Here is a 24,095-nt window from a genome sequence, read left to right on the forward strand (position 1 = left end):
GACGGATTCATGGAATCAACTGTATATTCGCAATGATGCCTTCAACGAATACTTCCTCGGTCCATATCGTGCGTATGACCAGCTCGCTCCCCGTAACCTCCAGTTGCCCCTTGCTAAGCGCAAGCCTTAGCTTGTCGCTGGAGAAATGAACGACGCCCCGATGATTCTCGATGTACAGCTGGCGGTCGCCGATCATTGTCAATCGCGGCAGATCATAGACGACATCCTGCGGCATATCGAGCAATTCGGCGGTGAGTTTGCGAAATTTTTTTTTCAGTTGTCGCATTGCCGTCTCGGCCTCCTCAGCGAACGAAGGTATCGCTATAATTCCGTACTATACCAAATTATGCGTTCGCGGCTGGAAATATGAGGAGGGAAAATAAGCGGGACTCACAAGTCTTGAAGATGCCATAACAAAAAAACACCCCTTTCGGGGTGTTTCGGGAGTCCGCATATCAACGCAGAAATTGTTGGACATATTGATTTACTAGTTTACCGTCAGCGCGTCCTTTTGTTTTAGGCATCAGGGCGCTCATCACTTTCCCCATTTCGGCTTTAGAAGAAGCACCGAGTTCTTGGATGGTCTGCCTTACTATCTCTTGAATCTCTTCTTCGGTCAGCTGCTCGGGAAGGTATTGACTAATAATTTCAATTTCTGCTGCAAGACCTGTTACCAGATCGTCGCGGCCGGCTTTTTTAAATTCTTGGAGGGAATCTTTACGTATTTTGATCTCGCGACTTAGAATATCAAGCACTTCGTTATCGTCAAGAGGACGTTTAAGGTCGATTTCCAAGTTCTTCACGGACGCGCGCATCATGCGAATCGTCGTGAGCTTGAACTTGTCCTGACTCCTCATGGCTTGCTTCATATCGTCGTTCAATCGTTCGCTCAGGTTCATTATGGAAGGATCCTCCTAAAACTTTCTCTTGCGAGCAGCCTCGGACTTTTTCTTGCGTTTAACGCTTGGCTTTTCGTAATGCTTGCGTTTTTTCACCTCAGCCAAAACACCGTCTTTAGCGATGGAGCGTTTAAAGCGGCGAAGCGCAGCATCGATGGTTTCGTTTTTGCGAACTTTAGTTTCAGACACCAGTTTTCCCTCCCTCCGAAACAGACCGTCCAGAGCTATAACACGGTTTATCAAACTTCATTATACGGCAAAGCAAATCCCAGTGTCAACTTTGTTAGACTGCCAATAACGGGCCAAGCTTATTGCCGCCGAGCAGATGGATATGCAGGTGATAAACAACCTGTCCTCCGTCGCTGTTCACATTGTTGATCAGCCTGTATCCCGCTTCATCGATCCCTTGCTCCTTCGCGATTTGACGGGCAACCGCAAACAGCTCTCCGACAAGCTCCAGATCCTCGGAACCGATATCGTTCATCGTGGGAATATGTTTCTTAGGAATGATCAGAATATGTACAGGCGCGGCCGGCTGAATATCCTGGAACGCAAGAACGCGATCGTTTTCGAACACTTTCTTGGACGGAATAGAGCCTTCGATAATCTTGCAGAAAATGCAATCCACTACAACACAACCTCCAATCCCTTCATGCTTTCTCTATAATACCGAAAATTTCCTGTCTAGTCCAATCCCCGATCCCTTTATACGCCAATCATGCGGAAAGCAAGATAGCGCGGCAAAAAGCCGCGCCATGCTGTCCATGCTGTTCGCATAGAATCGTAATTCCATTATTGTTATAGAAAAAACGGCAACAGGGAAATCGCGAGCAGCGAACCCAGCGGGAACGCTCTGCGGTAAAATCTTCTTGGCGGATAAAACGGATAACCGAAACCTCCGCCAAAACCGCCATACCCGCCATAAGGCAGAAACGCTCGTTCCCAATCGCCGGGGCAATGCGGAACGGCCAAATATACATGCTCGTCGTCCACATGCTCCACAAACCCATCTACGCAGCAACCGTCGTTCGTTTGCACCATCACGTAACGATACATATGCGCTTGGCACATGCTTTTGGCGTCGACTTGGTCATACGCTTTATTTTCCATCGTTCATCAGCCTCCTGTTATCCATTCATCTTATGCAGATATAGGCGAATGGCTACTGAAGGCCTTAGCTTCTCATGCAATTACTTTAAAACGGCGTCTCTCAGCTTCGCCGCGATTGGCAGCCAGTCATGGCCGCCGGCAAGCCGGATGAGAACGTTTTTATTGTCCGAACCCGCGTAATGGAATTCCGTAAGCAGTTCTTCCATCTCCTCAAAAGATGTTTTCGAACCTTCCAGGGCCGCTCGCTCGGCATCCGCCAAGGGGCCGGAGCCCGCTCCGATCGCAGCCAGCTTTTCCTTGCGATCAGCCATAAAATCCGCATAAGCTCCCGCTGCCCCTTCGAAAGCCGAAACATCCAGCTTCTCGGCTGTTTCCAGCAGGCTGCCGAGATGCGCTTCTCCTCTTGCGATCGATTCGCTTAAGTAGGCTGCGGTCACTCGTCCGATACCGTTTTCTGCAGCCGGAGAAGCAACGGCCTCGCCGGCAAGACGGCTCCAATAAGCAAGATCGGACTTGCCCTTCTCCAGCTGCGTAAAAACGGCTCTTCCTTCATCCACAGTCTGGTCTCTGGTATATCCGATATTTTTGGTAGACAACAATACGTTACCCATCACGCTCATTACCAGCAACAGCAAGGTAATGGGCAGCGCGAGCGAACGTTTGCCCGATTGCTCTTTCTCCGTCAAGCTTCTCCCTCCATCACAAAGCGTTATAATTGCGTTATCCGTTTTATTGGCCAGCTTGCCAAATGCGGCTACAATTTAATCGTTGAAGCGCCGTCAAAGAAATAGACGTAGGTCTCTGCAACGGGTTCTCCCAGCACGGACGCAATCGCCTCCGCATACAGCTCCAACTGGAATCTATGCCTCTCCGCCGCCGCTTCCCATCCACCGGAGTGGATTCGGTCCGTCTTGTAATCCACAAGAACGATGCCGGCATCGCCTCGAAACATGCAGTCGATAACCCCTTGAATCAATACAGGCTCTTCCGTCAATTGCTCTATGGTTCCCCCCGCGTAGACACGGCTTGCCGGCAACATCGCGCTAAAGGGTACTTCACGGCGCACCCAAGGCGAATTTCTCATTCGCTGACCGAGCTCGCCGGACAGGAAAGCCGCGACGGCGGAGATATCGATAGATGCAGCTTGCATCGACGTCAGCAGTCGTCGTTCCACCATATCCGCTAACGTAGCCGCAATCTCCGTTGCGCCAATTTCGGCGACCAGCGGCACATGCTGCATCAATAAGTGGCTGGCAGAACCTTTTTCCGCCGCGGTGAGCGACTTTTCCTCCATAAAGGCCGGTCTTCGCAGCCGCAGCGAAAAGGAAGCTCCACCAGACGCTTCAGCAGCCCCGCCGCTTGACTGAAACGCTTCGGAATGCCGATCGGCCATCCTTGAGCCGAAGTCAGCAGGAGCGGCCTCATCGTCTTGGGAGTCGGCATGTCCGCTTCCATCGCTTCCGCCAAGGTCGGCGGAATAGGCATCCGCTTCCTCGTGAAGTCGCTTCATCTCGGTGACGGACGTTTTGGCTGCCAGCTTGGATGCGACCTCATAGGGATACCGCCAATCCAGGCGAGACCGCAGCTCCCGGTCCTGTTCAACCTCCTCCAGCTGAGCAAGAGAAGCGATCGCCGCGTCTCTTAAAGAATTCCCTGCGTCCGTCATTTCGTCAACGATCTCTTGTGCTGCTGCCGCCTCGATGCCGAGCCATGCGGCTGGAACGACGGCTGCTTCCCATTGGGGCTTGGCTCCAATGGGATAAACGTTTCCTTGTTCCAGCAACGTTCCTTCTAAAGAGTTGCCAGCTTCCGCATGTTGTTCGGGCCGTCCTTGCTCCGAGCCGGACAATTGAGCGGCCGCCATAGGAGCAAGCCAATCCAGAAACGAACGAGCCGTTGCGACCCGGAAATCCGACAAGCGCCCTTCGGAGTCGGTCGAGCCCAGCCATCGCTGCAGCTTCTTGCCGACATCCGCCGTTGTGCCGACAAGATACATTTTCTCCTTGGGACGGGTCAATGCGACGTACAGGATGCGCATCTCCTCCGCAAGCATCTCCATGCGAAGCTTTCGCCGGATCGCGAGATAAGGAAGCGACGGGTAGCTGATGCGCAGCTCGGAATCCACGTACCTTGGCCCGAAACCAAGCTCCTTATGTTTAAGGAACGGGCTTCGCAGATCCTGCTGGTTAAAGAGCTTGCCGAGCCCCGCCACGAACACGACCGGGAATTCCAGCCCCTTGCTCTTATGAATCGACATGATCCGCACGACATCCTCTTGCTCGCCAAGCGCCCTGGCCGTTCCGAGATCTCCGCCGCCATCGCGCATTCGCTCTATGAAACGAAGGAACCGGAACAGTCCCCGGAACGAAGTCGCCTCGTATTGTCTCGCCCTGTCATGCAGCGCCCTCAGATTCGCTTGACGCTGCGCTCCTCCCGGCAAACCGACCATAAAGTCATAGTAGCCCGTCTCCAGGTACATGCGCCACAGCAAGTCTGCCAACGCCCCTTGTCTGGCTTCCTGACGCCATGCATCCAGTTTTTCCAGAAATCTGGACAGCTTTAGCCTGGATTCCCCTGGCATGGCTTCGTCTCCGGCCGCTTGCAAAACGGCATCGTAATACGGTCCTGACGGCGACAAGATCCGAATGAGGGACAGCTCCTCCGCATTGAGTCCGAACAAAGGAGACCGCAACACGGCCGCAAGCGGAATATCCTGATAGGGATTGTCCACGACCCTTAGCAGGGACAGCATGGTCTCGACCTCTGTAGCTTCGAAGTATCCCGTACTCAGTTCCGCATAAGCGGGTACGCCCATGCTCTGAAGCTCTTCGATGATGATCGGAGACCAAGCCTGCGTCGCGCGCAGCAAAATGACGACGTCCCTCCACTGCAGACTTCGATACTGCTTGCGCTTGCCGTCGTAGACCTGAAAGCCGCGATCCATCAGCTCTCGCAGCTGGCCGCCGATCCAGCGGGCCTCCAACTGAGCTACCTTCAGCTCAGCCGTATCATCTTGAGCTCGCGGTCCTTCGGCGCCATCCTCCCCTTCGTCATCTTCGGCGAGACTGCCGTAAGCTTCGCCCTCGTCGGAGTCGGCAGCCGCACGATCCAGCACCGCGAACTGCACGCGGCAGCTGCCAGGTTCCAGCGGCTCCGGGTAAGCCGCTCCGCATACAAGCTCCGCCCGGCGGTCGTAATCCATCTCCGCGACGGTTTCCCGCATCATCGCCCGAAAGACCGCGTTGACGCCGTCCACCACCTCGGCACGGCTGCGAAAGTTGCGTGCCAGGTCAATACGTAGGCCGCCCGAGCCGTCCCCCTCTTCGCCGCTCGGGCCGTTCTCCGAGCTTTGCTCGCCTGCATTTCCGGTGTCATAGGACTTGTATTTGGTCAAAAACAAATTCGGTTCGGCGAGACGAAAGCGATAGATGCTTTGTTTGACATCGCCTACCATAAACAGATTGCCTCGCCCTTCCCGCGCGATCAACGTGACGATCGCTTCTTGCACCATGTTCGTATCCTGGTACTCGTCCAGCAAAATCTCGTCGAACTGTACGCGGTATTCCTCTGCGGCACTTGAAGGCACTAAATGTCCCGGCTCGGAGCTCTCGTCGCGCAAAATGCGAAGGCAATAATGTTCGAGATCCCCGAAATCGAGCAGTCCTTTGTCCCGCTTCGCGGCTTCGTAGCGCTGTCCAAACGACACCGCCAGTTCGGAAAGCGCCCCCATAAGCGGCGCCAGCTCCCGCAGCTCCTCCACGAACTGCTCCGACGTACGGCCGAACAGCTCTTCGGCGATGGAGCCGATCAACTTCTTGACATCCTCCCGCAGCGACTTCGCCTCTTCCTGCAGAGACTTGTCATAGCCGTCGCCGCGAAGCGCCTTGAGCTTGCCGAACGCCGCACTGCGGAACGCATCGCCCAGGCTGCTCCAGGAACCGCTTTCCGCCGCTTGCCGAATATGGCGAACGACGGACAGATCTTCATCGAAGGTCTCTGCATAAGGCGCTGGCCCCCCTGCAAGCCGCGTGATGCCCAGCGCTTCCTCCAATTGCGACTCCGCTCCGCTCAGCGCCAGCAGAACGTCCCGGTGCATGCTCTGCACCCAGGGAGAAGCCTCCAGCTCCCGGGCGTTGCCTATCTCGAAGGCCGCTGCCGTTTGACGGAGCCAGTAAGCTGGCCACGGATGGCTTTGGGCGAATTCATGAAGCTGGCCTACAAGCCGATAGAGCGGTTCATCGCCCCGCTCGCCGCCGTAACGCTCCGCCAGCTCCAGAAATGCCGCGGCGCCCTCGCCTTCTCCGCTGTACATATATTCGAACAGCTCGTCCATGACGTCGAGCTTAAGCAGCTCGCTCTCCGTCTCGTTCGCGATGCGGAAGCCCGGATCGAGACCGATGAGCGGGTAGTGTCTGCGAATGACGTCCATGCAGAAGGAATGCAGCGTCGTAATGGACGCCCTTCCCATCAGCGCCAGCTGCCGCCTTAAGTGATCGGAGTCCGGCTGGGCTTCCAGCTCCTTCTCGAGCGCCAGCGTAATCCTCTCTTTCATCTCCGCCGCCGCCGCTTTCGTAAAGGTGGCGACCAGCAGCTTGTCCACGTCTGTATCGGACGATATTTTGCGAATGATGCGTTCGACGAGCACCGCTGTTTTGCCGGAGCCGGCCGCGGCCGCTACCAGCACGTTTCGCCCTCCCGTCACGACAGCCTTCCATTGATCGTCGGTCCAGGTGCTGTTCTCCGGCTTGGGCGGAAGCGTCGCGACAACCTTATTAAACTCGTTACTCATAGAGCTACACCTCCTCCAGCAAACGCCAGACATCTTCCTTGGACGTCTTCGTCAGCTTGCGATATTCGTTCCCCTCGACAAGCGGGTCGAACTGGCATACCGGCTTGTAATCGCAAAATTGGCACGGCGTCTTGTCTCCGAGCCGATAGGGCTCTATGGAAACATTTCCTTGCTGGATGGAATGGCCGATCCCCGTAATCGTCCGTCTGACCGAACGGCGCAATGCCGACCATTGCTCATTCGTCACGACCGAGGAGCTGCTGTAAAAGCTGCCGTCCTTTTTGAGCGCGACTGGCAGCACCTCCGAATAACCTTGCTCCAGGTCGCCATCCATTAGACGCACCACCTCCGCATCGGCCGTCAGCAGACCCTTCATCTTGTAGCGCTTCAGCAGCATGCCGTCCGCTTCTTCTTCCGATGTCCGGTTGGAGAGCGTCATTACGGGATTGTGAACATGGAAGTAGAGCACGCCGGCCGGAGAAGCCGGCTGACCCAGCCATTCGTTCGCATGCGTGACGAGCACGTCGAGATACGTCAGCATTTGGAGCGACAGGCCGTATACGACCTCTTCCAGCCTAAGCGAGGTTGAGCTGGACTTATAGTCCATGACGCGCAGCAGCAAGCCGTCCTCCGTCTCCGCAGCATCGACGCGGTCGATCCGGCCGATCACCTCCATCTGCGCTCCGCTTGGAAGCTGCAGCACCATAGGCGGCAGCTTGCCGCCCGGGCCGAAATCGATCTCCAATCCGACAGGTTGGAAATCCGCTCTCCTGGCGTGCTCGCCAAGCATGACTGCAGCTTGGGCGACGATGGCTTTGAGCTTGCGGGCAACAAAGCCGAACCGGCCGCTGCTGAGCAGAATTTGCGATTGAAGCTTGGGCGCAAGCTCATCCACGGTACGTGCAGCGGCTTCCTTGATTTCCGCCCGAGGCGTGCTGCCCCAGCCTCCGCCAAGCTTGCCGGCCAGCGCGCTGAGAGCGGCATGGAACAACTGACCGATATCCGGCGCAGCCAGACGGTAGAGCTTCCGCTCCCGCAGCTTGAGGCCGTGTATGGCAAAGTGCTGGAACGGACAGGAGACGAATCGTTCCATCCGCGAGACGCTGACTTGCATTCGAGAGCCGTATAGTTCCCGCGCGAGCACCTCCGGCAGCTCTTTCTCAATATTGCGGAAGTCCAAGGAAGAAAGAAGCATGCCAAGCCTGTCCTGCCATTCGGGACGGGCGGCGTACCAGTTGTACGCATCCCACCAGAAAGATGCCAATTCCTTGCCACTTACCCTCGATTGACGCAATGCGCCGATCAAATGGGATAAAGTTCTGCGCGGATGTACGAGAAATTCCTTTTGATGAACCTCCGGCATCGCGAGATTAGGTTCTGCGGCGATTTCCTTTACGGCCAGTCCAGGGAACATGCCTTGCACCTGACGAATCAGCTCCGAGGGAAGCAGACTTTTGCCTTCCTCGTCCGCCATCGTCCAGCTGATCCAGAGATGACGGCTAGGCGTCGTCAAAGCGTTATATACCATAAAGCGCTCGTCAAGAAGACGACGCTTCGCGCTAGGAGCCATGGAGAGCCCTGCTTCTGCCAACAGCTCCCGCTCTGCTTCCGACAACAGTCCGTCCTCCTTGCCGCGCATGGGAATGACCCCGTCATTGGCGCCTAACACGTAACTGACTGCGATTCCGCGCGAGCGGGTACGATCCATGCTTCCCACCAGCACCTGGTCCAGCGCAGGGGGGACCGCGGCGAGCGTCAGGCTGTCAAGCCCGGACTCCACCATGCCCGCAAACAGCTCCGGCGGCATCTTCTCGTCGCCAGCAAGCTCGACAAGCTGATCCAGCAGCGCCAGGACGCCGTCCCAGAGCTGGCGATGCGATCTTGCCCGCAGGGGCAACCCCGCAGCCATCTCTTCCCCGCTCCAGATCTCCAGTCGGTCTGCCGCATCCGTATCCGCGAGCAATTGGTACATGGCCTCCGCCATATCGCGAACGGTGCCGGCGGAGCGCAGCTTCTCGCCGAAGCGTCGAAGCGGCGGCACTATGACCTCGCGCGCCGCCATAACGAGTTCGAATTCCCGCTGGGCGCCGGCGCTCACTGTCGCCATGGCCTCGTCCTCTTCCAGCGATACCGGCGCTTGCGGTTTCCAACTGCCGTTGTCGAGCCACTTCCAGCCGTCGATGCCGGCAGCGAGCACGAAATTTTCAAGACGGTCGAACCATTCGCGTGGCATGCTTCGATCTACAGGGAACATCATCTCCGTCTTGATGCAGCGGAATACGGCGTCGTAGCGCCAACCGAACAAGACCGACTCCAGCGAAGAGCGGATAAATTCAACGAGCGGATGATGCAGCGCCTTCTCCTTCCGGTCGACGAAGTACGGAATTTCGTAATCGGAGAACACCAGAGAGACGTAATCGGCGTAGTCCTCCGCATTGCGAACCATAATCGCCATATCCCGCCAGCGAAGCCCTTCTTCCCTTGTCCTGCGCAGCATATCGCGGGCTACAGCCTCGACCTCGGCACGTCTGCCTGCGGCAGCTTGGAGCGACAAGCCTCGTTCGCCGGCCGGCAGGGGCATCGGGTTTCTTTTACCGCCATAATTCCGTTCCAGATGCCCCAGCATCGGATTATCCCTGAACCTGGCCGATGCGACGCTGCCATTATTCAAGTTGATGGGAGGCAGCACATCAATGGCTCTCTCTTCGGCAAGACCGAGCAGTGTGGCGTACGTCTCGGCGGTCGGATGAAACAGATCCAGCTCGTGCGGCGCTTCGCCGAGCTCATAGGGCCTGTCCAGCGTAAGAGCGACAGTAATATGAGCCGAGGAGCCCATCAGGGCGGCCAACGCCCGATATTCCATAGGCGTGAAGCCGTAGAATCCGTCGATCCATATCCGTGCGCCGTTCATGGAAGAAGCTACTGGCCACCCTTCTTCCAGTTGACGCAAATAATCCTCGGCATCCATATAGCGGCCTGCAAGCTCCGTCTCCATCCGATCGTAGATCAAACCGACATCATGCAGCTTCCGGTCCAGCATCGCGGTGCGAACGATATCCCCCGAAGCTGCCGCTTCTTCTACTTCCGAGGCAGATATGCCGTATCGCTTCCATTCCGTCAATAGCTCAGCCAGCCGATCGATGAAGCCCGGTTGTCCGGCGCCGCTGCCGAACAACTTTAGCTTTTCGGCTTCGCGGTGCACGATTTTGTAGAGCAGCATATGTTTGCCCGTATCCCCAATAGGGACAAGCGCCGTACCGCCCGTCTCTTGCATGACGCGGAACGCAAGGCGTCTAAAGCTGAGCGCCTGTGCGCGCATCGTGCCTCGAAGCCCGCTGCCTCTCAGCATGGCATATTCCGTCTGGAATGTAGCCTGCTCGGGAACAAGCATAATAAGCGGCGGTCCGTCAGGATTCTCGCGGAGACCATTCCGAATCTGCTCCAGACAATATCCCGTCTTCCCCGAGCCGGAACGGCCGATTACGAATTGCAAAGGCATAATGGCTTCCTCCCCTCTCCCGGAAGCGGCGCGTTATTTGCTCCGCACCTCGAATATGGCGAATTTCAAGTAATGGCCTTCTTTGACGCCGAGTATCTGCGGATGATCCTTGCCCGCCGCCCGCCATTCGATCAGCCTGAGCGCTTTTCCGGCATCGACGGCCGCCTCGGCAATCGTCTCCAGGAACAAGTCCGGCGCCATATGGTAAGAGCAGCTTGCCGTAACAAGATAGCCGCCTTCATTTACAAGCTTTAATCCTTGCAGATTGATATCCTTGTAGCCTCTGCAAGCCCCTGCCACAGCGCCCTTCGTCTTGGCGAAAGCCGGCGGATCAAGAATAACGACATCCCAGGTGCGCCCCGCATCGGTCAGCTTCTTCGACGTATCCGCACCGCCTGCCGCTCGCAGCTTACGTTCATCCAGCCCCTTCGCCTGCGACCGCAAATAATCGAAGGCATCCGCGACAACAAATTCGACGCGATCCGAAAAGCCGTTGCGCTCCACGTTCCGTCTCGCCGTCTCGATCGCATGGTCGGATACGTCCAGACATGTCACCTTCTTGGCGCCGTACTTGCAGGCATGCAGGGTGAAGCTCCCCGTATGGGCAAAACATTCCAACACCGTGGCGCCGTCCCAATAAGAGAAGGTCACGACCTTCCCGTTGGCATTTAGCGGCACAAGGTCGCCGGAACCGCCTTCGGGATCGGGACCCAACGCAATACCGGAACGGCCGCCCCAGCCCGTCATGAGCGGCGCAGTGGCAGCGCGATTTTCGCGCTGATCGAAGAAGTAGCCCGTTTTTTGCCCTTCCACGATATCCACTTCCATCTTCAAGCCGTTTTCTTCGATCTCGACGATTCTCGGGCATTGGCCGTATAGCTCTCCCTTGCGCTCCTCCAGTCCTTCCAGCGCTCTTACGCCAACATCGCTCCGCTCATAGATGCCCGCAGGCTGGAACACCCGAACCAGCGCCTTTACGATGCTGTCGCGTCTGGCGTCCATGCCCAGCGTCAACAGCTGAACGACGAGAACGCCGCCGAATCTGTCGACGACGAGTCCAGGCAAGAAGTCCGCTTCCCCGTACACGAGCCTGCAGTCGGAGTCGTTTACAAATCGCGCACGATGTGCTGCGCACTCACGGAAGCGCATGACAAAAAAACTTTCGTCCATCTCGATGTCAGGCTTGTAAGAGACGATGCGCACCGTAATTTGAGACTTGGGATTCCAATAACCCGTGCCCAAATATTTTCCTTGCGCCGTCGTCACATTTACGAGATCGCCTCCCGCGGCTTCACCCTCCATCCGGTCGATTTCGCTTGCGAAAACCCAGGGATGTCCTTGTTCCGTTCTTTTCTTGCGCGCCTTTTGCAATATTATCGTCGCCCTGCTCACGTCTCAACTTCCTCTCTCGCACTCTTATTCTATTGACGGGCTTGTCATGCTTGTCTTCTCGTTCGCATACATATAGCTACGAATAGCTACGTGCTGAAAACCGATCTTTAAGACAAGGAGAAACCCATGATCCAGAACCTTCTATTGCCGGTATTCATCGGATTCAGTGTCTTTCTAAGCGGCATGAAGCTGATGGAGCTTGCCCTCCACCGAATGGCAGGACCCCACTTGACCGCCATGCTGCAGAGATCAACGGCCACTCCGCTTCGCGGAATGGCCGTCGGCGCGGCTACGACCGCCGTACTCCAGAGCAGTACCGCCGTAACCGTCATTTCGATTGGGTTCGTTAATGCCGGCCTGCTGTCGTTCCCTCGCACGCTAGGCATCATACTGGGCACCAACATCGGCACATGCCTGACTACCGAGCTCATAGGTCTAAATATTGGCCAAGCGGCGATTCCAATGCTCGTCTCATCCATTTTGGCATGGCTGCTCACCGCCCTGCTGGGCGAGATTAAGATATGGCCCGGACTGGATCGTCTTCGCTGGCTTATGCCGCTCCGCTCCGCTTCCGTCGCCGTATGCGGCTTCGGTCTCGTGCTTGCCGGCCTAAACATGATGCAGTCTATCGGCCCCTACCTGCAGGAGAGCGGCATGTTCGACTGGTTCCTTGGACATGCCAGCGACTCGTTATGGTGGGGAATGGCTGCCGGCGCCGCCATTACCGCCGCCGTTCATAGCGGTGCGGCGGTCATCGGCATGGTCATGGGATTTGTCGCGATGAACGGCATGCCGGCCGAGATCGGGGTTGCTATTGTCGTCGGCGCCAACGTAGGCACTTGCGTAACCGCGCTCTTAGCCTCGCTCGGCGGTTCGCGAGGAGGCAAGTTCGTTGCGCTCTCCCATATCGTCTTGAATGTGGGCGGGGCTCTTCTCTTTCAGCCGTTTATCGGCGAATTGACGGCTGTGTCCGGCGCGATTGCGCATTCGCCATCCTCCCAGATCGCGCATGCGCAGACCATCTTCAACATCGTTTGCTCGCTGATCGCCCTTCCTCTCTGCTACGCTAAATTCTGGCGGAGACTGGACAATCGCGAGTCGAGTTGATGAGTTTGGTTAATTCACGTTAAGTCCAAGCAATTGCAAAGCTCCGGCGACGATACGATGATTGTTGTCGTAGCCGGACTGCTTCTGTTTCCGCCATGCCTCCCGGGGCTCAAACCAGTCAACGCCGCGAATCTCCTCGACCTGCGCTTGATGCGTGCCGCCGATCGCCCTCACAAGATAATAGTGAACTTCCTTATTGACCGTGCCATGTTTGGCATGCTCATACTGGTATTTGATCTGGGCGATGGGCGCCACGATCTCTCCGCTCAGTCCCGTCTCCTCGCGAATTTCCCTTAGCGCTGTCTGCTCGACCGTCTCTCCAGGCTCCATCTTCCCCTTTGGCAGAGAAACCTTCCCGTAGCGGTCCTGAATAAGCTGAACTTGAAGCTGTCCGGATTCGTTATGGCGGAATACGACCCCGCCGGCAGAGATTTCCAACATGATCCTTCCCCCTTGCACCCTTTACCCATTATTATATGCAGCAAAGGATTCCTTCATCTTCTCCGCCTTCTGACGCGAGATAGAATCGGAATCCTGATTTAGGCTTGTCAAAACGAAGCCGCCCTTGCAAACACTTAGGCTCTCAGCGCTTCCGGACGATCATAACGGAATTCATGATCCTTGTCCTCGGCGGAAGCTTCAACGGCATCTCCCCGACGCGGCTCCAGGACCCTGACGAGCTGTCCACGGCATTCGTTGACGCCGGCTTCCGTTATCTTTACGCGGCATAGCTGACCGATCAGATCTTCCGATCCTTCGAATACGACCTGGATATAGTTGTCCGTGTATCCCATTACAGAACCCGTTCCCGGAGCTCCCTTGTAATCTCGCTCCGGAATAACGTCCAACACGGCTCCGACATGCTGCTCTGCATACTTCAGCTGCATTTTCTCGGATAAATCGATCAGCTTGTGAACACGTTCGTTTTTCAGCTCTTCGTCGACCTGATCCTCCATGCGCGCAGCAGGCGTACCCGTACGTTTGGAATAAGGGAATACGTGCATTTCGGCGAAACCCATCTCCTCCATGAAGCGGTATCCGCTCTCGAACATCTCATCCGTCTCGCCTGGGAAACCAACGATCACATCCGTCGTAATGGCCACGCCAGGCATAGCTTCGTGCAGCCGCTTGATTTTCGCGGCGAATTGCTCCGTCGTATATTTGCGGCGCATCCGTTTAAGCACGGAATCCTCGCCCGCTTGCAACGGGATGTGGAGGTGGCGGCACATTTTGCTGGAACGGTTCAGGACATCGATCATGGCGTCGTCAATTTGGCTCGCCTCGATGGAGCTGATGCGAATACGCTCCAGACCTTCCACTTTATCGAGATCCCACAGCAAGCTTGTCAAATTGTAATTTTCCATATCGTCGCCGTAGCCGCCGGTATGGATGCCCGTCAAGACGATCTCCTTGTACCCGGAGGCGACGAGCGCCTTCGCTTGCTCGATGACGCTTTCCGACTCGCGGCTGCGGGACAGCCCCCGCGACCATGGGATGATGCAAAACGTGCAGAAGTTGTTGCAGCCCTCTTGAATCTTGAGGAAGGCACGCGTGCGCTCTGTGAAGTCAGGTACGTCAAGCTCCTCAAAGGAACGGGTTTTCATAATGTTGCGTACGGCGTTGACCGGCTTGCGATCGGCTTGGATCTGACCTACGAACGACATGATTTTTTCGCGATCCTGCGTGCCGATAACAAGATCGACGCCTTCGATCGCCATTATTTCCGCGGGGGAAGTCTGCGCATAGCAGCCCGTAACAGCAATAATGGCGTCGGGATTGCGTCGTACGGCGCGGCGAATAATTTGGCGGCTTTTTTTGTCCCCCGTATTCGTTACCGTACAAGTGTTGACGAGATAGACGTCAGCCGTCGATTCGAAATCGACCTGCTCGTATCCCTCGTTTTTAAATAACTGCCAGATCGCTTCCGTATCGTAGAAGTTCACTTTGCAGCCCAGCGTGTAAAAGGCGACCGTTGGCATGGTCATTCTCCTCCCATTTCTCCAGCTTCGTATAATAGGCAGGTTAATCCGACGATTCCCGCCGTCTCCGTTCTCAATATCCGTTTTCCGAGTCCCGCAATGACTGCGCCGGCTCCTTCGGCCTCCGCCGCTTCCCGTTCCGAGAACCCGCCTTCCGGTCCGACGATGAGCAAGACGGTCGGCTGCTCGCCTTCCGCCACCGCCCCCAGCTTGGTGCTCCGGAATCGCTCCGTAACCGTACGGATGCCGACGCCGTGCGCGGCATGCCCTTCGCGTTCAAAGCAGAAGATGGCGAGATCAAACCTGGGAATGAGCGCCAGAAGCTCCTTCCAGCTCCTCACGGCGGCGATCGGCGGTATCCGATGCCGGTGGCTCTGCTCCGCGGCTTCCTTGGCAATCTTTCCCCACCGTTCGAGCCGCTTGGCCTCCTTTTTCGCATCGTATTGCACGACGTTGCGCTCCGATTGGAAGGGCAGGAAGGCTGCTGCGCCGATCTCCGTCCCCTTCTGAATGACAAGCTCCAGCTTGTCGCCCTTCGGCAAGCTCTGCGCAATCGTAACGAGCCAGGCAGGCTCGCTGTCCTGCGGCAATAAGCTCTTAATATCAGCTCTCACTTCCTGAGCTTCCATCTCGGAAATTGCCGCCAGCGCCGTCCTGGACGCTCCGTCGCTGACGATGATCTCATCGCCCGGCTTCATGCGCATGACGCGAACGGCATGATGGGCATCTTCGCCCGTTATCGTAACGACACCGTCGTTAAATTGCTCCGGCGCCACAAAGTATCGTTGCATGTAGAACTAACCACCTTACTTATTATCCAACCTTCATATTAGCACGTTTGACCGGACAAAATCCATTTGAATCTAGTACCAACCGCCTACCTCGGCAACCAAATCCTAAATCCGAAGATGGACTGCATCAAATCGTTTAACCCGTTGAACAACGGATACTGCAAGGATAGAATCGGATCCAGCGTCACGGCCCTGAGCGGCGGAATGAAAACGAAAAGCAAAAATAGAATCATCGCCCAATGGATGTTTTGCTCGATTTTGTATCTAAGCCGAAGCGGTAGAAATTCCGAAACGATACGGTATCCGTCGAGCGGCGGCAACGGGATCAGGTTAAAGACGAACAACAAAATATTGATCATAATAAAATAAGAAAAAAACACGATGAGCGCATCTTGAACGCCTGTCGACGCTACATGCACGACACCTGATGCGACCAATCCGTAAATAATAAACATGCCTACGACGGCCATCAATAAATTGCTCAGAGGGCCGACGGCCGACACGACGATACTCATGACTCTGCGATGCTTGAAGCGGCTGGCGTTGACGGGAACCGGCTTCGCCCATCCGAAACCCGCGATAAGCAGCAGGATGCTGCCCATCAAGTCAAGATGGACCATGGGATTGAGAGTCACTCGGCCTTCCTTGTAAGCCGTGTCGTCCCCGAACTTGTAGGCGCTGTACGCGTGAGCAAACTCGTGCACCGTAAATACAATCATAATAACGAGAACAATAAACGGCAGATGCTCAAGCGGATACCATAGGAAACGTTCCATTAGCCCTCCTGCGGCTTACGCGCCACAAACGCGATCCAGTCCTCGTCGCGCCGTTTCTCCACGATTTCGAACCCGGAAGCCTTAAGTCCTTTTTCCACGTCGTCTTCCTTGTTTTTGTACACGCCCGAAGCGATATAGATGCCTCCCGGCTTAAGCGCCTCGTAGACGTCGTCGATAAACAACAAAATGATCTCGGCCAATATATTGGCTACGACAAGATCAACGGGAACCGTTACTTGCAGCGAGGACGCAGAACCCGAGTCAGCTCCGCCGTCGCGTAGAACGCCCAACAAGTCGCTAAGACGAACCTCGATCTTCTCCGACAATCCGTTCAGACTCACATTTTCCGTCGCGCTGGAGACTGCAATAGGGTCCAGATCTAGCGCGAGAATACTCTTTGCCCCGAGCTTGCACGCGCCAATGGCCAAAATACCGGAGCCCGTGCCGACATCGATCATCTCCTCCCCGCCGCGAACGACGGACTCAAGCGTCTGCAAACACAGCGCTGTTGTTGGATGCGTGCCCGTTCCGAATGCCATACCGGGATCAAGCTCGATAATCCGTTCGCCTTCTTCAGGAGTGTAATCCTCCCATGTCGGCTTGATTGTTAATGTATCGGAGATGCGAATCGGCTTAAAATATTGTTTCCAGGCCGTTGCCCAATCCTCGTCATCTACTTCCTGCCAAGCATACGAAACCTCTCCTGGATCGATTTCGAAGGTTCGCAGCTCCTCGACGCGGGGCTTCAGCTCTTCCAACAAACCTTCCAGATCCGTGCCTTCCGCGAAATAACCTTTAATAACGGCCTGCCCTTCCGGAATATCGTTAAGCGGCAGCTCATACCATTGTCCCAGCGACGTGTCGCGAGGCTTGTTAAGCGTACCGGATTCTTCAATAGAAACACCGCCGGCTCCCAGCTCGTGCAGGAAGTTGCTGATCATCTCTGTCGCTTCTTCCGTTGTGGAGATCGTAATTTCATGCCATTTCATATGTATTGCCTCCCAATTATCATGCGTGTGAACAACCTCTTATCGTCAAAACCTACCCTCTATTGTACAACAGACTGCCTGCTGTGTACAAAAAAACAGCGTGAAGCCATCTCCGGCTAACACGCTGCTCTCCTTAAATCATAGAAATGTCCGAATCGATCTTGCCGCCTATCTGGCGGATCAAATGAATGGCGCGGTCCGCCACGGCTTCGTCAACAGACGCGGTCACCATTCCGCCTTCGCTGTAGCCGCCAATTTCGGCGGCACGCAATGCCTGCAGCTTGCGCGCCGCTTCCTTCGCTTCGCTCGCGTTCCCGAACGATGCTTGAATTTCGATCACGCTCATCGCTTACTCACCGTTCTTCACGCGGCGATCAGCCTCTGCAGCCCTCTTTTGTGCTTTTATGTCCGCCTCGTCCGCAAGCTCCTGAGAAAACTCCACGTCCTCGTTTTGTCCGATTGGCAAATCTCCGAAGTTCACCTTCTCCAGACTATTACCCAATCCATTGACATTTTTGTCGAGATGTTCAGTCATATTTAAATCCTCCTCGTATGCAACCATTGTCGTTCGCGTATAGGAACAGCAATAGCGTGCACCTCGTTGGTCTGAAATATGCAAAAAAGCACACCGCGGATTACTCTCCGCGGAATGCTTTTTTCATACGTTCGAATATGGATTCGTGATGTTCGCTTTGCTCGGCCGGGGGCTCCCCGTTCGATCCGCCGAACTGGCGAAGCAGATCCTTCTGTTCGTCGGACAGCTTGGTCGGCGTCACGACCGTCACCTTGACGTGCTGATCTCCCGTGCCGTAACCGCGCAGCTTCGGTACGCCCTTGCCCTTAAGGCGGAAATACGTGCCCGTCTGCGTGCCTGCAGGAATCTTAAGCTTAACTTTCTCCGTCAGCGTTGGAATTTCGATCTCGTCGCCCAGCGCTGCCTGCACGAACGTTAGCGGCACCTCGCAATAGATATCATCGTTCTCGCGCTCAAAGAAGTCATGCGGCTTCACCCGAATCACGATATAGAGATCTCCGGACGGACCTCCCCGCGTACCGCCTTCGCCCTCGCCGGTCATCCGAATTTGAGCTCCATCGTCCACGCCGGCCGGAATATTGATCTTGATCCGGCGTTGCTTCTTCACTTTGCCGGCGCCATGGCAGGTTCCGCATTTGTCGCGAATGATCTTGCCTGTGCCGCTGCAGTTCGTACAAGCACGGCGGTTAACCATACGGCCGAATGGCGTATTCTGCACGACCTCCTGTTGTCCGGTGCCACGGCATGTCGAACAAGTTTCCGGCTTCGTGCCTGGTTTGGCTCCCGATCCGTAACATGTATCGCAGGATTCTGTGCGCGGAATCGTAATTTCCGTTTCCTTGCCGAACACCGCTTCCTTGAACTCTACCGTCATCGTATATTGCAGATCGTTGCCGCGTTGGGGCGCGTTAGGATCTCTCCTGCCTCCGCCGCCGCCGCCGAAGAACATATCGAAGATGTCGCCGAAGCCTCCGAAGTCGGCGCCGCCCGCGCCGCCCATTCCCTGATTCGGATCTACATGTCCATACTGGTCGTACGTCGATCGTTTCCCGTCGTCGCTAAGGACGTCGTACGCTTCTTTCACTTCCTTGAACTTGTTTTCCGCGTCCGCTTCCTTATTGACATCGGGATGATATTGCCGGGCCAGCTTCCGATAAGATTTCTTGATATCTTCCGCGGAGGCATCCTTGCCGACGCCAAGCACCTCGTAATAATCCCGTTTGTTTGCCATCCGATTCTCACCTCCGCAATGAAATCACAACATCCTCTATCTTAACACGAGAAGAAACGGTGCCGTCAATGAACATTTGACGATACCGTTTCCGATCCCGCGTGACTTCCTTATAAACCGTGAAAGAGGGTCAAAGAAGGGCGAGCCCGTTCTTTGACCCCTGTCCCGCGTTATTACTTCTTATCGTCATTTACAACTTCATAGTCGGCATCTACGACGTTGTCCCTGGCTCTCGAGCCGCCAGCATCCCCTTCAGGTCCTGCATCCGCGCCTTCGGCACCTTGAGCGGCTTGCTCGTACAGTTTAACGGAAAGTTGTTGCACGATCTCCGTCAGCTCATCCGTTGCCGCTTTGATCTGCTCCAGATCTTCGGTAGCGAGCGCCGCCGTCACTTTCTCTTTGGCCGCGTTCGCTTTTTCGATCTCGGATGGATCTACTTTGTCGCCAAGATCTTTAATCGTCTTCTCCGTGGAGTACACAAGCTGGTCTGCCGCGTTCTTCGCTTCCACAAGCTCGCGACGCTTGCGGTCTTCGTCCGCGTGCAGCTCGGCGTCCTTCATCATTTGGTCGATATCAGCCTCGCTCAGGCCGCCGGAAGAAGTGATCGTGATCTTCTGGCTCTTGCCAGTGCCCTTGTCTAGCGCGGATACGTTAACGATACCGTTGGCATCGATGTCGAACGTAACTTCGATTTGCGGTACGCCGCGAGGAGCAGGCGGAATATCGCTCAGCGTAAAGCGGCCCAGCGTCTTGTTGCCGTTCGCCATGGAGCGCTCGCCCTGCAGCACGTGGATCTCAACGCCCGGCTGATTGTCCGCATAAGTGGAGAACACTTGCGACTTGCTTGTCGGGATTGTCGTGTTGCGATCGATCATTTTCGTAAACACGCCGCCCGCCGTCTCGATGCCAAGGGACAATGGCGTAACGTCGAGCAATACGACGTCTTTTACGTCGCCTGTCAAAACGCCCGCTTGCACGGCTGCTCCGAGAGCTACGACTTCGTCCGGGTTAACGCCTTTGTGCGGCTCTTTGCCGGTCAGCTTCTTAACGGCTTCCTGGACTGCAGGAATACGAGTCGAACCGCCGACAAGAACGATTTTGTCGATCTGGTTTGCGGATAAGCCAGAATCGCTCAGCGCTTGACGAGTAGGTCCAAGCGTACGCTCAACAAGCCCTGCGGAGAGCTCTTCGAATTTCGCGCGTGTCAGGTTCATCTCCAAATGCTGCGGAACGCCGTCTACCATTGTGATAAACGGAAGGGAGATCGTCGAAGTCAGAACGCCGGAGAGCTCCTTTTTCGCTTTCTCCGCTGCGTCCTTCAGTCGTTGCACGGCCGCTTTGTCCTTGGACAGGTCAATGCCTTGCTCCTTCTTGAATTCCGCTACGAGGTGATCAATAATGACTTGGTCGAAATCGTCGCCGCCCAGTTTGTTGTCGCCGCTCGTTGCTTTTACCTCGAAGAATCCATCGCCTAGCTCCAGGATGGAAACGTCGAATGTGCCGCCGCCAAGGTCATAGACCAGAATAGTTTGGTCTTCGGACTTTTCCATGCCGTAAGCAAGTGCGGCTGCTGTTGGCTCGTTGACGATCCGCAGCACTTCCAGCCCTGCGATTTTGCCCGCATCCTTGGTCGCTTGACGCTGGCTGTCGTTGAAATAAGCCGGAACGGTAATAACGGCTTGAGTTACTGTCTGGCCAAGGTAAGCTTCCGCATCGGATTTCAATTTTTGCAAAATAATAGCGGAAATTTCTTGCGGCGTAAATTCTTTATCATCGATTTTTTCTTTGTGGTTCGTGCCCATATGGCGCTTGATGGAAATGATCGTGCGATCCGGATTCGTAATCGCCTGGCGTTTAGCCGTCTCGCCGACGACGCGCTCTCCGTCCTTTTTGAAGCCAACGACGGAAGGAGTCGTGCGGCTGCCCTCCGGATTCGGAATTACGACGGCTTCGCCGCCTTCCATTACGGCAACGCAAGAGTTTGTGGTGCCAAGGTCAATACCGATAACTTTACTCATTTGTAAATGGCCTCCTCAAAGGGTTAAATTATTCTCGTAAACCTGTATAACCATCATTCTGTTAGTATCAATCAGTCCGCAGCGTTAACCGCTTACCTTCACCATCGCGGGACGAAGGACCTTCTCCTTCAGCATGTAGCCCTTCTGAACTTCCTCAACGACAATGCCTTCCTCGTATTCATCCGACTCCACCGTCATAATGGCTTGATGGAACTCCGGATTAAATGGTTGGCCTACTGCTTCGATCGCCTTGAGTCCTTCGGCTTCCAGCGTTTGAAACAGCTGACGGAAGATCATGTCGACTCCCTTAGCCAAGGAATCGTAATCGCTGTTGGACGAAGCGGCTGCCAGCGCCCGTTCGAAGTTGTCGACGATCGGAACCAGTTGATCGATCAGCTTCATGGAAGCGTATTGCGCCAGCTCTTCTTTTTCCTTCATTGTGCGGCGGCGGAAGTTGTCGAAATCCGCTTGCGCGCGTAAGTATCGCTGTTGGTTCTCCTCCGCTTGCTTCGTGAGCTCGACGTACCTTGCATCCTCCCAGGCGTTCTCGCCAGCCTCGTTCTGATCGGCGAATTCCGATTCCGTTTGTTCGGCTGTCTGTTCCAGAGTTTCCTCAGCTGCTGTATCTGTTGTTTCATTATGTTGTTCTTTGGTACTCACCCTATCACCTCCTTCGTATAATGAACGCAGGCAGCCTGTGACTGCCTCCTGCCTATTGGCTTTTACTTATACCATCTGCCTAACAGCGTCCCCATATCCTTTGAAATCAGATTGAGCAAGCTGATCACTTTGCCATAATCCATTCGGGTAGGTCCGAGAATACCGATCGTCCCGAGCGCTTCTCCGTTTATGGAATAAGTGGCCGTAATGAGACTGCAATCGCTGATGGCCTTATGGTCATTTTCTGTGCCGATACGAACCCCGATACCCGACGGGAGAGAAGAAAACATCTTCATGATGGTAGGGGTCTCGTCAAGAAGATCTAGAATCGTCTTAACCTTGTCGACATCCTTGAATTCCGGCTGTGTCAACATATTCGTCGTTCCGCTCATGAAGACTCGCTGCTCCTCGTCGTTTTGAAGCGCGCTTTCGAGCACCGACAACAGCTCTTCGTAATGATCGATATGGCGCTCGAGCTCCTGTCCGACTTCCGAATGGAGCTTGGCTTTAAGGCGGATCAACGGCACGCCTACCAGCTTCGTGTTCAGAATATTGACAACCTTCTGCATATCATCCATATCCAGATTCGGCGGTATCGATATTGTGCGGTTCTCCACATGTCCCGTATTCGTAACGATGATCGCAACTGCCGATTCGGCATTTAGCGGCACCAGTCCAAAGTGCTTAAGCGACGTATGGAACAATTCTGGACCGAGCAATATCGACGTATAATTCGTCAAATTCGACAAAATCATGGCCGTTTGCTGAATAACCTGCTCCATCTGATTCAGCTTATCCGCAACGAATGATTTCATTAATCCCAGCTCATTGACGTTCACCTCGCCAAGCTTGACCAGATGATCGACATAATAACGATAACCTTTAGTGGAAGGTACGCGTCCGGCGGATGTATGGGGCTGCTCCAGAAATCCGAGCTCCTCCAGATCTGCCATCTCGTTGCGAATCGTGGCCGGGCTGAATCCGACATCTCCGCGCTTTGAGATGCTGCGCGAGCCTACTGGTTCTGCCGAACGGATATAGTCGTCTACAATGGCGTTTAATATCATGCGCTGTCGTTCCGTCAACATATCCAAACCCTCCTCCGATTCTCTTCGCGGGAAGGAGTGTTCCCCTTCCTCGTTAGCACTCAACTCTAATGAGTGCTAATCACTATTACAAAAATACCAAACAGCTCTGACGATTGTCAAGTCGGTTCGGCATTTTCGGATAATATTTTCATGCGGCGGCGCAGCAGCCCGGAAGCTCCCATCAAGAGCGGAATGGCGACGAGATGGATCATGGCATAGCCGCCCCATACCTTTTGGATGACCTCGCCGATATAGACGCTGTTCACGTAAGTGTTCCATGCGACGAGCAGCAAGACGACGGCGATCGGATAGACGGCATAGCTGGCGCTCTTTAGTCCCAGTATCGTCTTCATTCCTTGCAACATTGAGAAAAACAACATCATCGTCTTCAGGAAAAACGTCATGATCCATAAAGCGATGAGTATGCCTTCTACCCGCTGCAGGAAATTGCCCAAGCTGATCGTCTTCGCCAAAGCATAGGCCGGGAAGGTACTGTTGGCGGATTGTTCGATGCCCAGAATCAGGACGCTGAACAGCACGACGGACACCAGCAGCAGATGGCCGAAGGTCAGGCCTCCCAGAAACGCCCCCTTCCAATTTCGAAGGCTTGCAAGCTGCGGCACGAATACGACCATGACGATAAGTTCCTGGAACATGGACGCATGGAAGCCAGCCGTCAATACGGGACCAAGCCCCCCTTCCAGCACCGGAGCGATGTAATCCCACTCGATCTGGGGAAGAAGAGCCAGAATGAGCACCATAAAAAAAAATATAATCCATGGAAACATCAATTCTCCCAGCCTCGCCAGAACGACGATGCCCGTCTTGGCGCACATGACGCAAGCGGCCAGGAACAGAATTTGCACGATGTCGATAGGGGTATCGGGCAGCACCTCGCTTGTCACAAAGAAACCGAGATTGCCGAGCAGCGTGCCCGCAAGGATCAGAAAATAAACAAAATAGAGGAGGGACACGGCTTTCCCCGCCCACTTGCCGAACGCCTTCTCGAACATGCCGAACAAATTCTGTCCGGGGAACAGTTTGACCAGGCCGATATACATGGCTGCCATGCCTATGTTTATCATGTAGCCCGCCAAACCGCCCAGCCACGCGTCTTCCCTGGCCGTCGCCGCAAGGCCTGAAGGCGTAACCAATATGGATGTACCGACCGTCAACCCGAATGTCAATATAAAAAACTGTCTGCTGCCCACTCCGGATTTGCCCACCTTCTC

At 55.1% G+C, this 24,095-nt stretch carries 22 protein-coding genes; 1 reads left to right on the top strand and 21 read right to left on the bottom strand.

The window, feature by feature from the left end; translation table 11 throughout:
- Positions 1-7: 7 nt before the first annotated feature.
- The 9 genes from yqfC to B1748_RS06960 form a co-directional block, all read right to left on the bottom strand.
- Positions 8-286 carry a sporulation protein YqfC gene (gene yqfC, locus B1748_RS06920; protein WP_087567149.1) on the bottom strand — a complete coding sequence of 93 codons (279 nt, stop codon included), beginning with the start codon at positions 284-286 and terminating at the stop codon, positions 8-10.
- A gap of 169 nt (positions 287-455) precedes the next feature.
- Positions 456-899: a GatB/YqeY domain-containing protein gene (locus B1748_RS06925; protein ID WP_087567150.1), complete on the bottom strand. Its 444-nt coding sequence runs from the start codon at positions 897-899 to the stop codon at positions 456-458.
- A 15-nt stretch (positions 900-914) separates the two neighbouring features.
- On the bottom strand, positions 915-1,088 hold the full coding sequence (gene rpsU / locus B1748_RS06930) for a 30S ribosomal protein S21 (RefSeq protein WP_005547957.1): 174 nt from the start codon (positions 1,086-1,088) through the stop codon (positions 915-917).
- 94 nt (positions 1,089-1,182) lie between these two features.
- Positions 1,183-1,527 carry a histidine triad nucleotide-binding protein gene (locus B1748_RS06935; RefSeq protein ID WP_087567151.1) on the bottom strand — a complete coding sequence of 115 codons (345 nt, stop codon included), beginning with the start codon at positions 1,525-1,527 and terminating at the stop codon, positions 1,183-1,185.
- A 170-nt stretch (positions 1,528-1,697) separates the two neighbouring features.
- A complete protein-coding gene (locus B1748_RS06940) occupies positions 1,698-2,009 on the bottom strand; it encodes a hypothetical protein (RefSeq protein WP_087567152.1) in 312 nt (103 codons plus the stop codon).
- An 80-nt stretch (positions 2,010-2,089) separates the two neighbouring features.
- Positions 2,090-2,695 (bottom strand): hypothetical protein, encoded by a 606-nt coding sequence (locus tag B1748_RS06945; RefSeq protein ID WP_087567153.1) that lies wholly within the window; start codon positions 2,693-2,695, stop codon positions 2,090-2,092.
- Positions 2,696-2,763: 68 nt separating this feature from the next.
- Entirely contained in the window at positions 2,764-6,798 is a 4,035-nt protein-coding gene (gene addA / locus B1748_RS06950) for a helicase-exonuclease AddAB subunit AddA (protein ID WP_087567154.1), read from the bottom strand.
- 4 nt (positions 6,799-6,802) lie between these two features.
- Positions 6,803-10,297: a helicase-exonuclease AddAB subunit AddB gene (gene addB, locus B1748_RS06955; RefSeq protein WP_087567155.1), complete on the bottom strand. Its 3,495-nt coding sequence runs from the start codon at positions 10,295-10,297 to the stop codon at positions 6,803-6,805.
- A 33-nt stretch (positions 10,298-10,330) separates the two neighbouring features.
- Complete coding sequence (locus B1748_RS06960) at positions 10,331-11,689, bottom strand: class I SAM-dependent rRNA methyltransferase (RefSeq protein WP_179215437.1); 1,359 nt, start codon at positions 11,687-11,689, stop codon at positions 10,331-10,333.
- A 126-nt stretch (positions 11,690-11,815) separates the two neighbouring features.
- On the opposite strand from B1748_RS06960, the gene B1748_RS06965 reads away from it, so the two are divergent.
- Positions 11,816-12,796, top strand: a complete 981-nt coding sequence (locus tag B1748_RS06965; RefSeq protein ID WP_087567156.1) for a Na/Pi cotransporter family protein — start codon at positions 11,816-11,818, stop codon at positions 12,794-12,796.
- 9 nt (positions 12,797-12,805) lie between these two features.
- Here B1748_RS06965 and B1748_RS06970 read toward each other — a convergent pair whose 3' ends face one another.
- From B1748_RS06970 to B1748_RS07025, 12 genes are all read right to left on the bottom strand, one after another.
- Positions 12,806-13,237, bottom strand: a complete 432-nt coding sequence (locus B1748_RS06970; protein ID WP_087567157.1) for an NUDIX hydrolase — start codon at positions 13,235-13,237, stop codon at positions 12,806-12,808.
- Between the two features lie 134 nt (positions 13,238-13,371).
- Positions 13,372-14,775, bottom strand: coding sequence for a tRNA (N(6)-L-threonylcarbamoyladenosine(37)-C(2))-methylthiotransferase MtaB (mtaB, locus tag B1748_RS06975; RefSeq protein ID WP_087567158.1), 1,404 nt, complete (start codon positions 14,773-14,775; stop codon positions 13,372-13,374).
- A gap of 2 nt (positions 14,776-14,777) precedes the next feature.
- Positions 14,778-15,566 (bottom strand): RsmE family RNA methyltransferase, encoded by a 789-nt coding sequence (locus B1748_RS06980; RefSeq protein ID WP_087567159.1) that lies wholly within the window; start codon positions 15,564-15,566, stop codon positions 14,778-14,780.
- Positions 15,567-15,652: 86 nt separating this feature from the next.
- Entirely contained in the window at positions 15,653-16,342 is a 690-nt protein-coding gene (locus B1748_RS06985) for a site-2 protease family protein (protein ID WP_087567160.1), read from the bottom strand.
- Entirely contained in the window at positions 16,342-17,331 is a 990-nt protein-coding gene (gene prmA, locus B1748_RS06990) for a 50S ribosomal protein L11 methyltransferase (RefSeq protein ID WP_087567161.1), read from the bottom strand. Before prmA ends, B1748_RS06985 begins: the two co-directional genes overlap by 1 nt.
- 133 nt (positions 17,332-17,464) lie before the next feature.
- The gene (locus B1748_RS06995; protein WP_087567162.1) at positions 17,465-17,677 is read right to left on the bottom strand and encodes a hypothetical protein; all 213 of its coding nucleotides are present in this window, start codon (positions 17,675-17,677) and stop codon (positions 17,465-17,467) included.
- Between the two features lie 3 nt (positions 17,678-17,680).
- The gene (locus tag B1748_RS07000) at positions 17,681-17,866 is read right to left on the bottom strand and encodes a YfhD family protein (RefSeq protein ID WP_087567163.1); all 186 of its coding nucleotides are present in this window, start codon (positions 17,864-17,866) and stop codon (positions 17,681-17,683) included.
- 100 nt (positions 17,867-17,966) lie between these two features.
- Positions 17,967-19,097: a molecular chaperone DnaJ gene (gene dnaJ, locus B1748_RS07005; RefSeq protein WP_087567164.1), complete on the bottom strand. Its 1,131-nt coding sequence runs from the start codon at positions 19,095-19,097 to the stop codon at positions 17,967-17,969.
- A 173-nt stretch (positions 19,098-19,270) separates the two neighbouring features.
- Entirely contained in the window at positions 19,271-21,115 is a 1,845-nt protein-coding gene (gene dnaK, locus B1748_RS07010) for a molecular chaperone DnaK (protein ID WP_087567165.1), read from the bottom strand.
- An 84-nt stretch (positions 21,116-21,199) separates the two neighbouring features.
- The gene (gene grpE, locus B1748_RS07015; protein WP_087567166.1) at positions 21,200-21,775 is read right to left on the bottom strand and encodes a nucleotide exchange factor GrpE; all 576 of its coding nucleotides are present in this window, start codon (positions 21,773-21,775) and stop codon (positions 21,200-21,202) included.
- 62 nt (positions 21,776-21,837) lie between these two features.
- Positions 21,838-22,863 carry a heat-inducible transcriptional repressor HrcA gene (gene hrcA, locus B1748_RS07020; protein ID WP_087567167.1) on the bottom strand — a complete coding sequence of 342 codons (1,026 nt, stop codon included), beginning with the start codon at positions 22,861-22,863 and terminating at the stop codon, positions 21,838-21,840.
- Between the two features lie 116 nt (positions 22,864-22,979).
- Positions 22,980-24,089: a GerAB/ArcD/ProY family transporter gene (locus B1748_RS07025; RefSeq protein WP_256975561.1), complete on the bottom strand. Its 1,110-nt coding sequence runs from the start codon at positions 24,087-24,089 to the stop codon at positions 22,980-22,982.
- Between the last annotated feature and the right edge of the window lie 6 nt (positions 24,090-24,095).

Source organism: Paenibacillus sp. MY03 (assembly GCF_002165585.1).
Lineage (GTDB): Bacteria > Bacillota > Bacilli > Paenibacillales > Paenibacillaceae > Pristimantibacillus > Pristimantibacillus agaridevorans.

Bases quoted from the DNA above. Each gene is read 5' to 3' on its own strand.
- yqfC (WP_087567149.1), bottom strand. From the start codon at position 286: ATGCGACAACTGAAAAAAAAATTTCGCAAACTCACCGCCGAATTGCTC.
- B1748_RS06925 (WP_087567150.1), bottom strand. From the start codon at position 899: ATGAACCTGAGCGAACGATTGAACGACGATATGAAGCAAGCCATGAGG.
- B1748_RS06940 (WP_087567152.1), bottom strand. From the start codon at position 2,009: ATGGAAAATAAAGCGTATGACCAAGTCGACGCCAAAAGCATGTGCCAA.
- addA (WP_087567154.1), bottom strand. From the start codon at position 6,798: ATGAGTAACGAGTTTAATAAGGTTGTCGCGACGCTTCCGCCCAAGCCG.
- addB (WP_087567155.1), bottom strand. From the start codon at position 10,297: ATGCCTTTGCAATTCGTAATCGGCCGTTCCGGCTCGGGGAAGACGGGA.
- B1748_RS06965 (WP_087567156.1), top strand. From the start codon at position 11,816: ATGATCCAGAACCTTCTATTGCCGGTATTCATCGGATTCAGTGTCTTT.
- B1748_RS06970 (WP_087567157.1), bottom strand. From the start codon at position 13,237: ATGTTGGAAATCTCTGCCGGCGGGGTCGTATTCCGCCATAACGAATCC.
- mtaB (WP_087567158.1), bottom strand. From the start codon at position 14,775: ATGCCAACGGTCGCCTTTTACACGCTGGGCTGCAAAGTGAACTTCTAC.
- B1748_RS06980 (WP_087567159.1), bottom strand. From the start codon at position 15,566: ATGCAACGATACTTTGTGGCGCCGGAGCAATTTAACGACGGTGTCGTT.
- B1748_RS06985 (WP_087567160.1), bottom strand. From the start codon at position 16,342: ATGGAACGTTTCCTATGGTATCCGCTTGAGCATCTGCCGTTTATTGTT.
- prmA (WP_087567161.1), bottom strand. From the start codon at position 17,331: ATGAAATGGCATGAAATTACGATCTCCACAACGGAAGAAGCGACAGAG.
- B1748_RS06995 (WP_087567162.1), bottom strand. From the start codon at position 17,677: ATGAGCGTGATCGAAATTCAAGCATCGTTCGGGAACGCGAGCGAAGCG.
- B1748_RS07000 (WP_087567163.1), bottom strand. From the start codon at position 17,866: ATGACTGAACATCTCGACAAAAATGTCAATGGATTGGGTAATAGTCTG.
- dnaJ (WP_087567164.1), bottom strand. From the start codon at position 19,097: ATGGCAAACAAACGGGATTATTACGAGGTGCTTGGCGTCGGCAAGGAT.
- dnaK (WP_087567165.1), bottom strand. From the start codon at position 21,115: ATGAGTAAAGTTATCGGTATTGACCTTGGCACCACAAACTCTTGCGTT.
- hrcA (WP_087567167.1), bottom strand. From the start codon at position 22,863: ATGTTGACGGAACGACAGCGCATGATATTAAACGCCATTGTAGACGAC.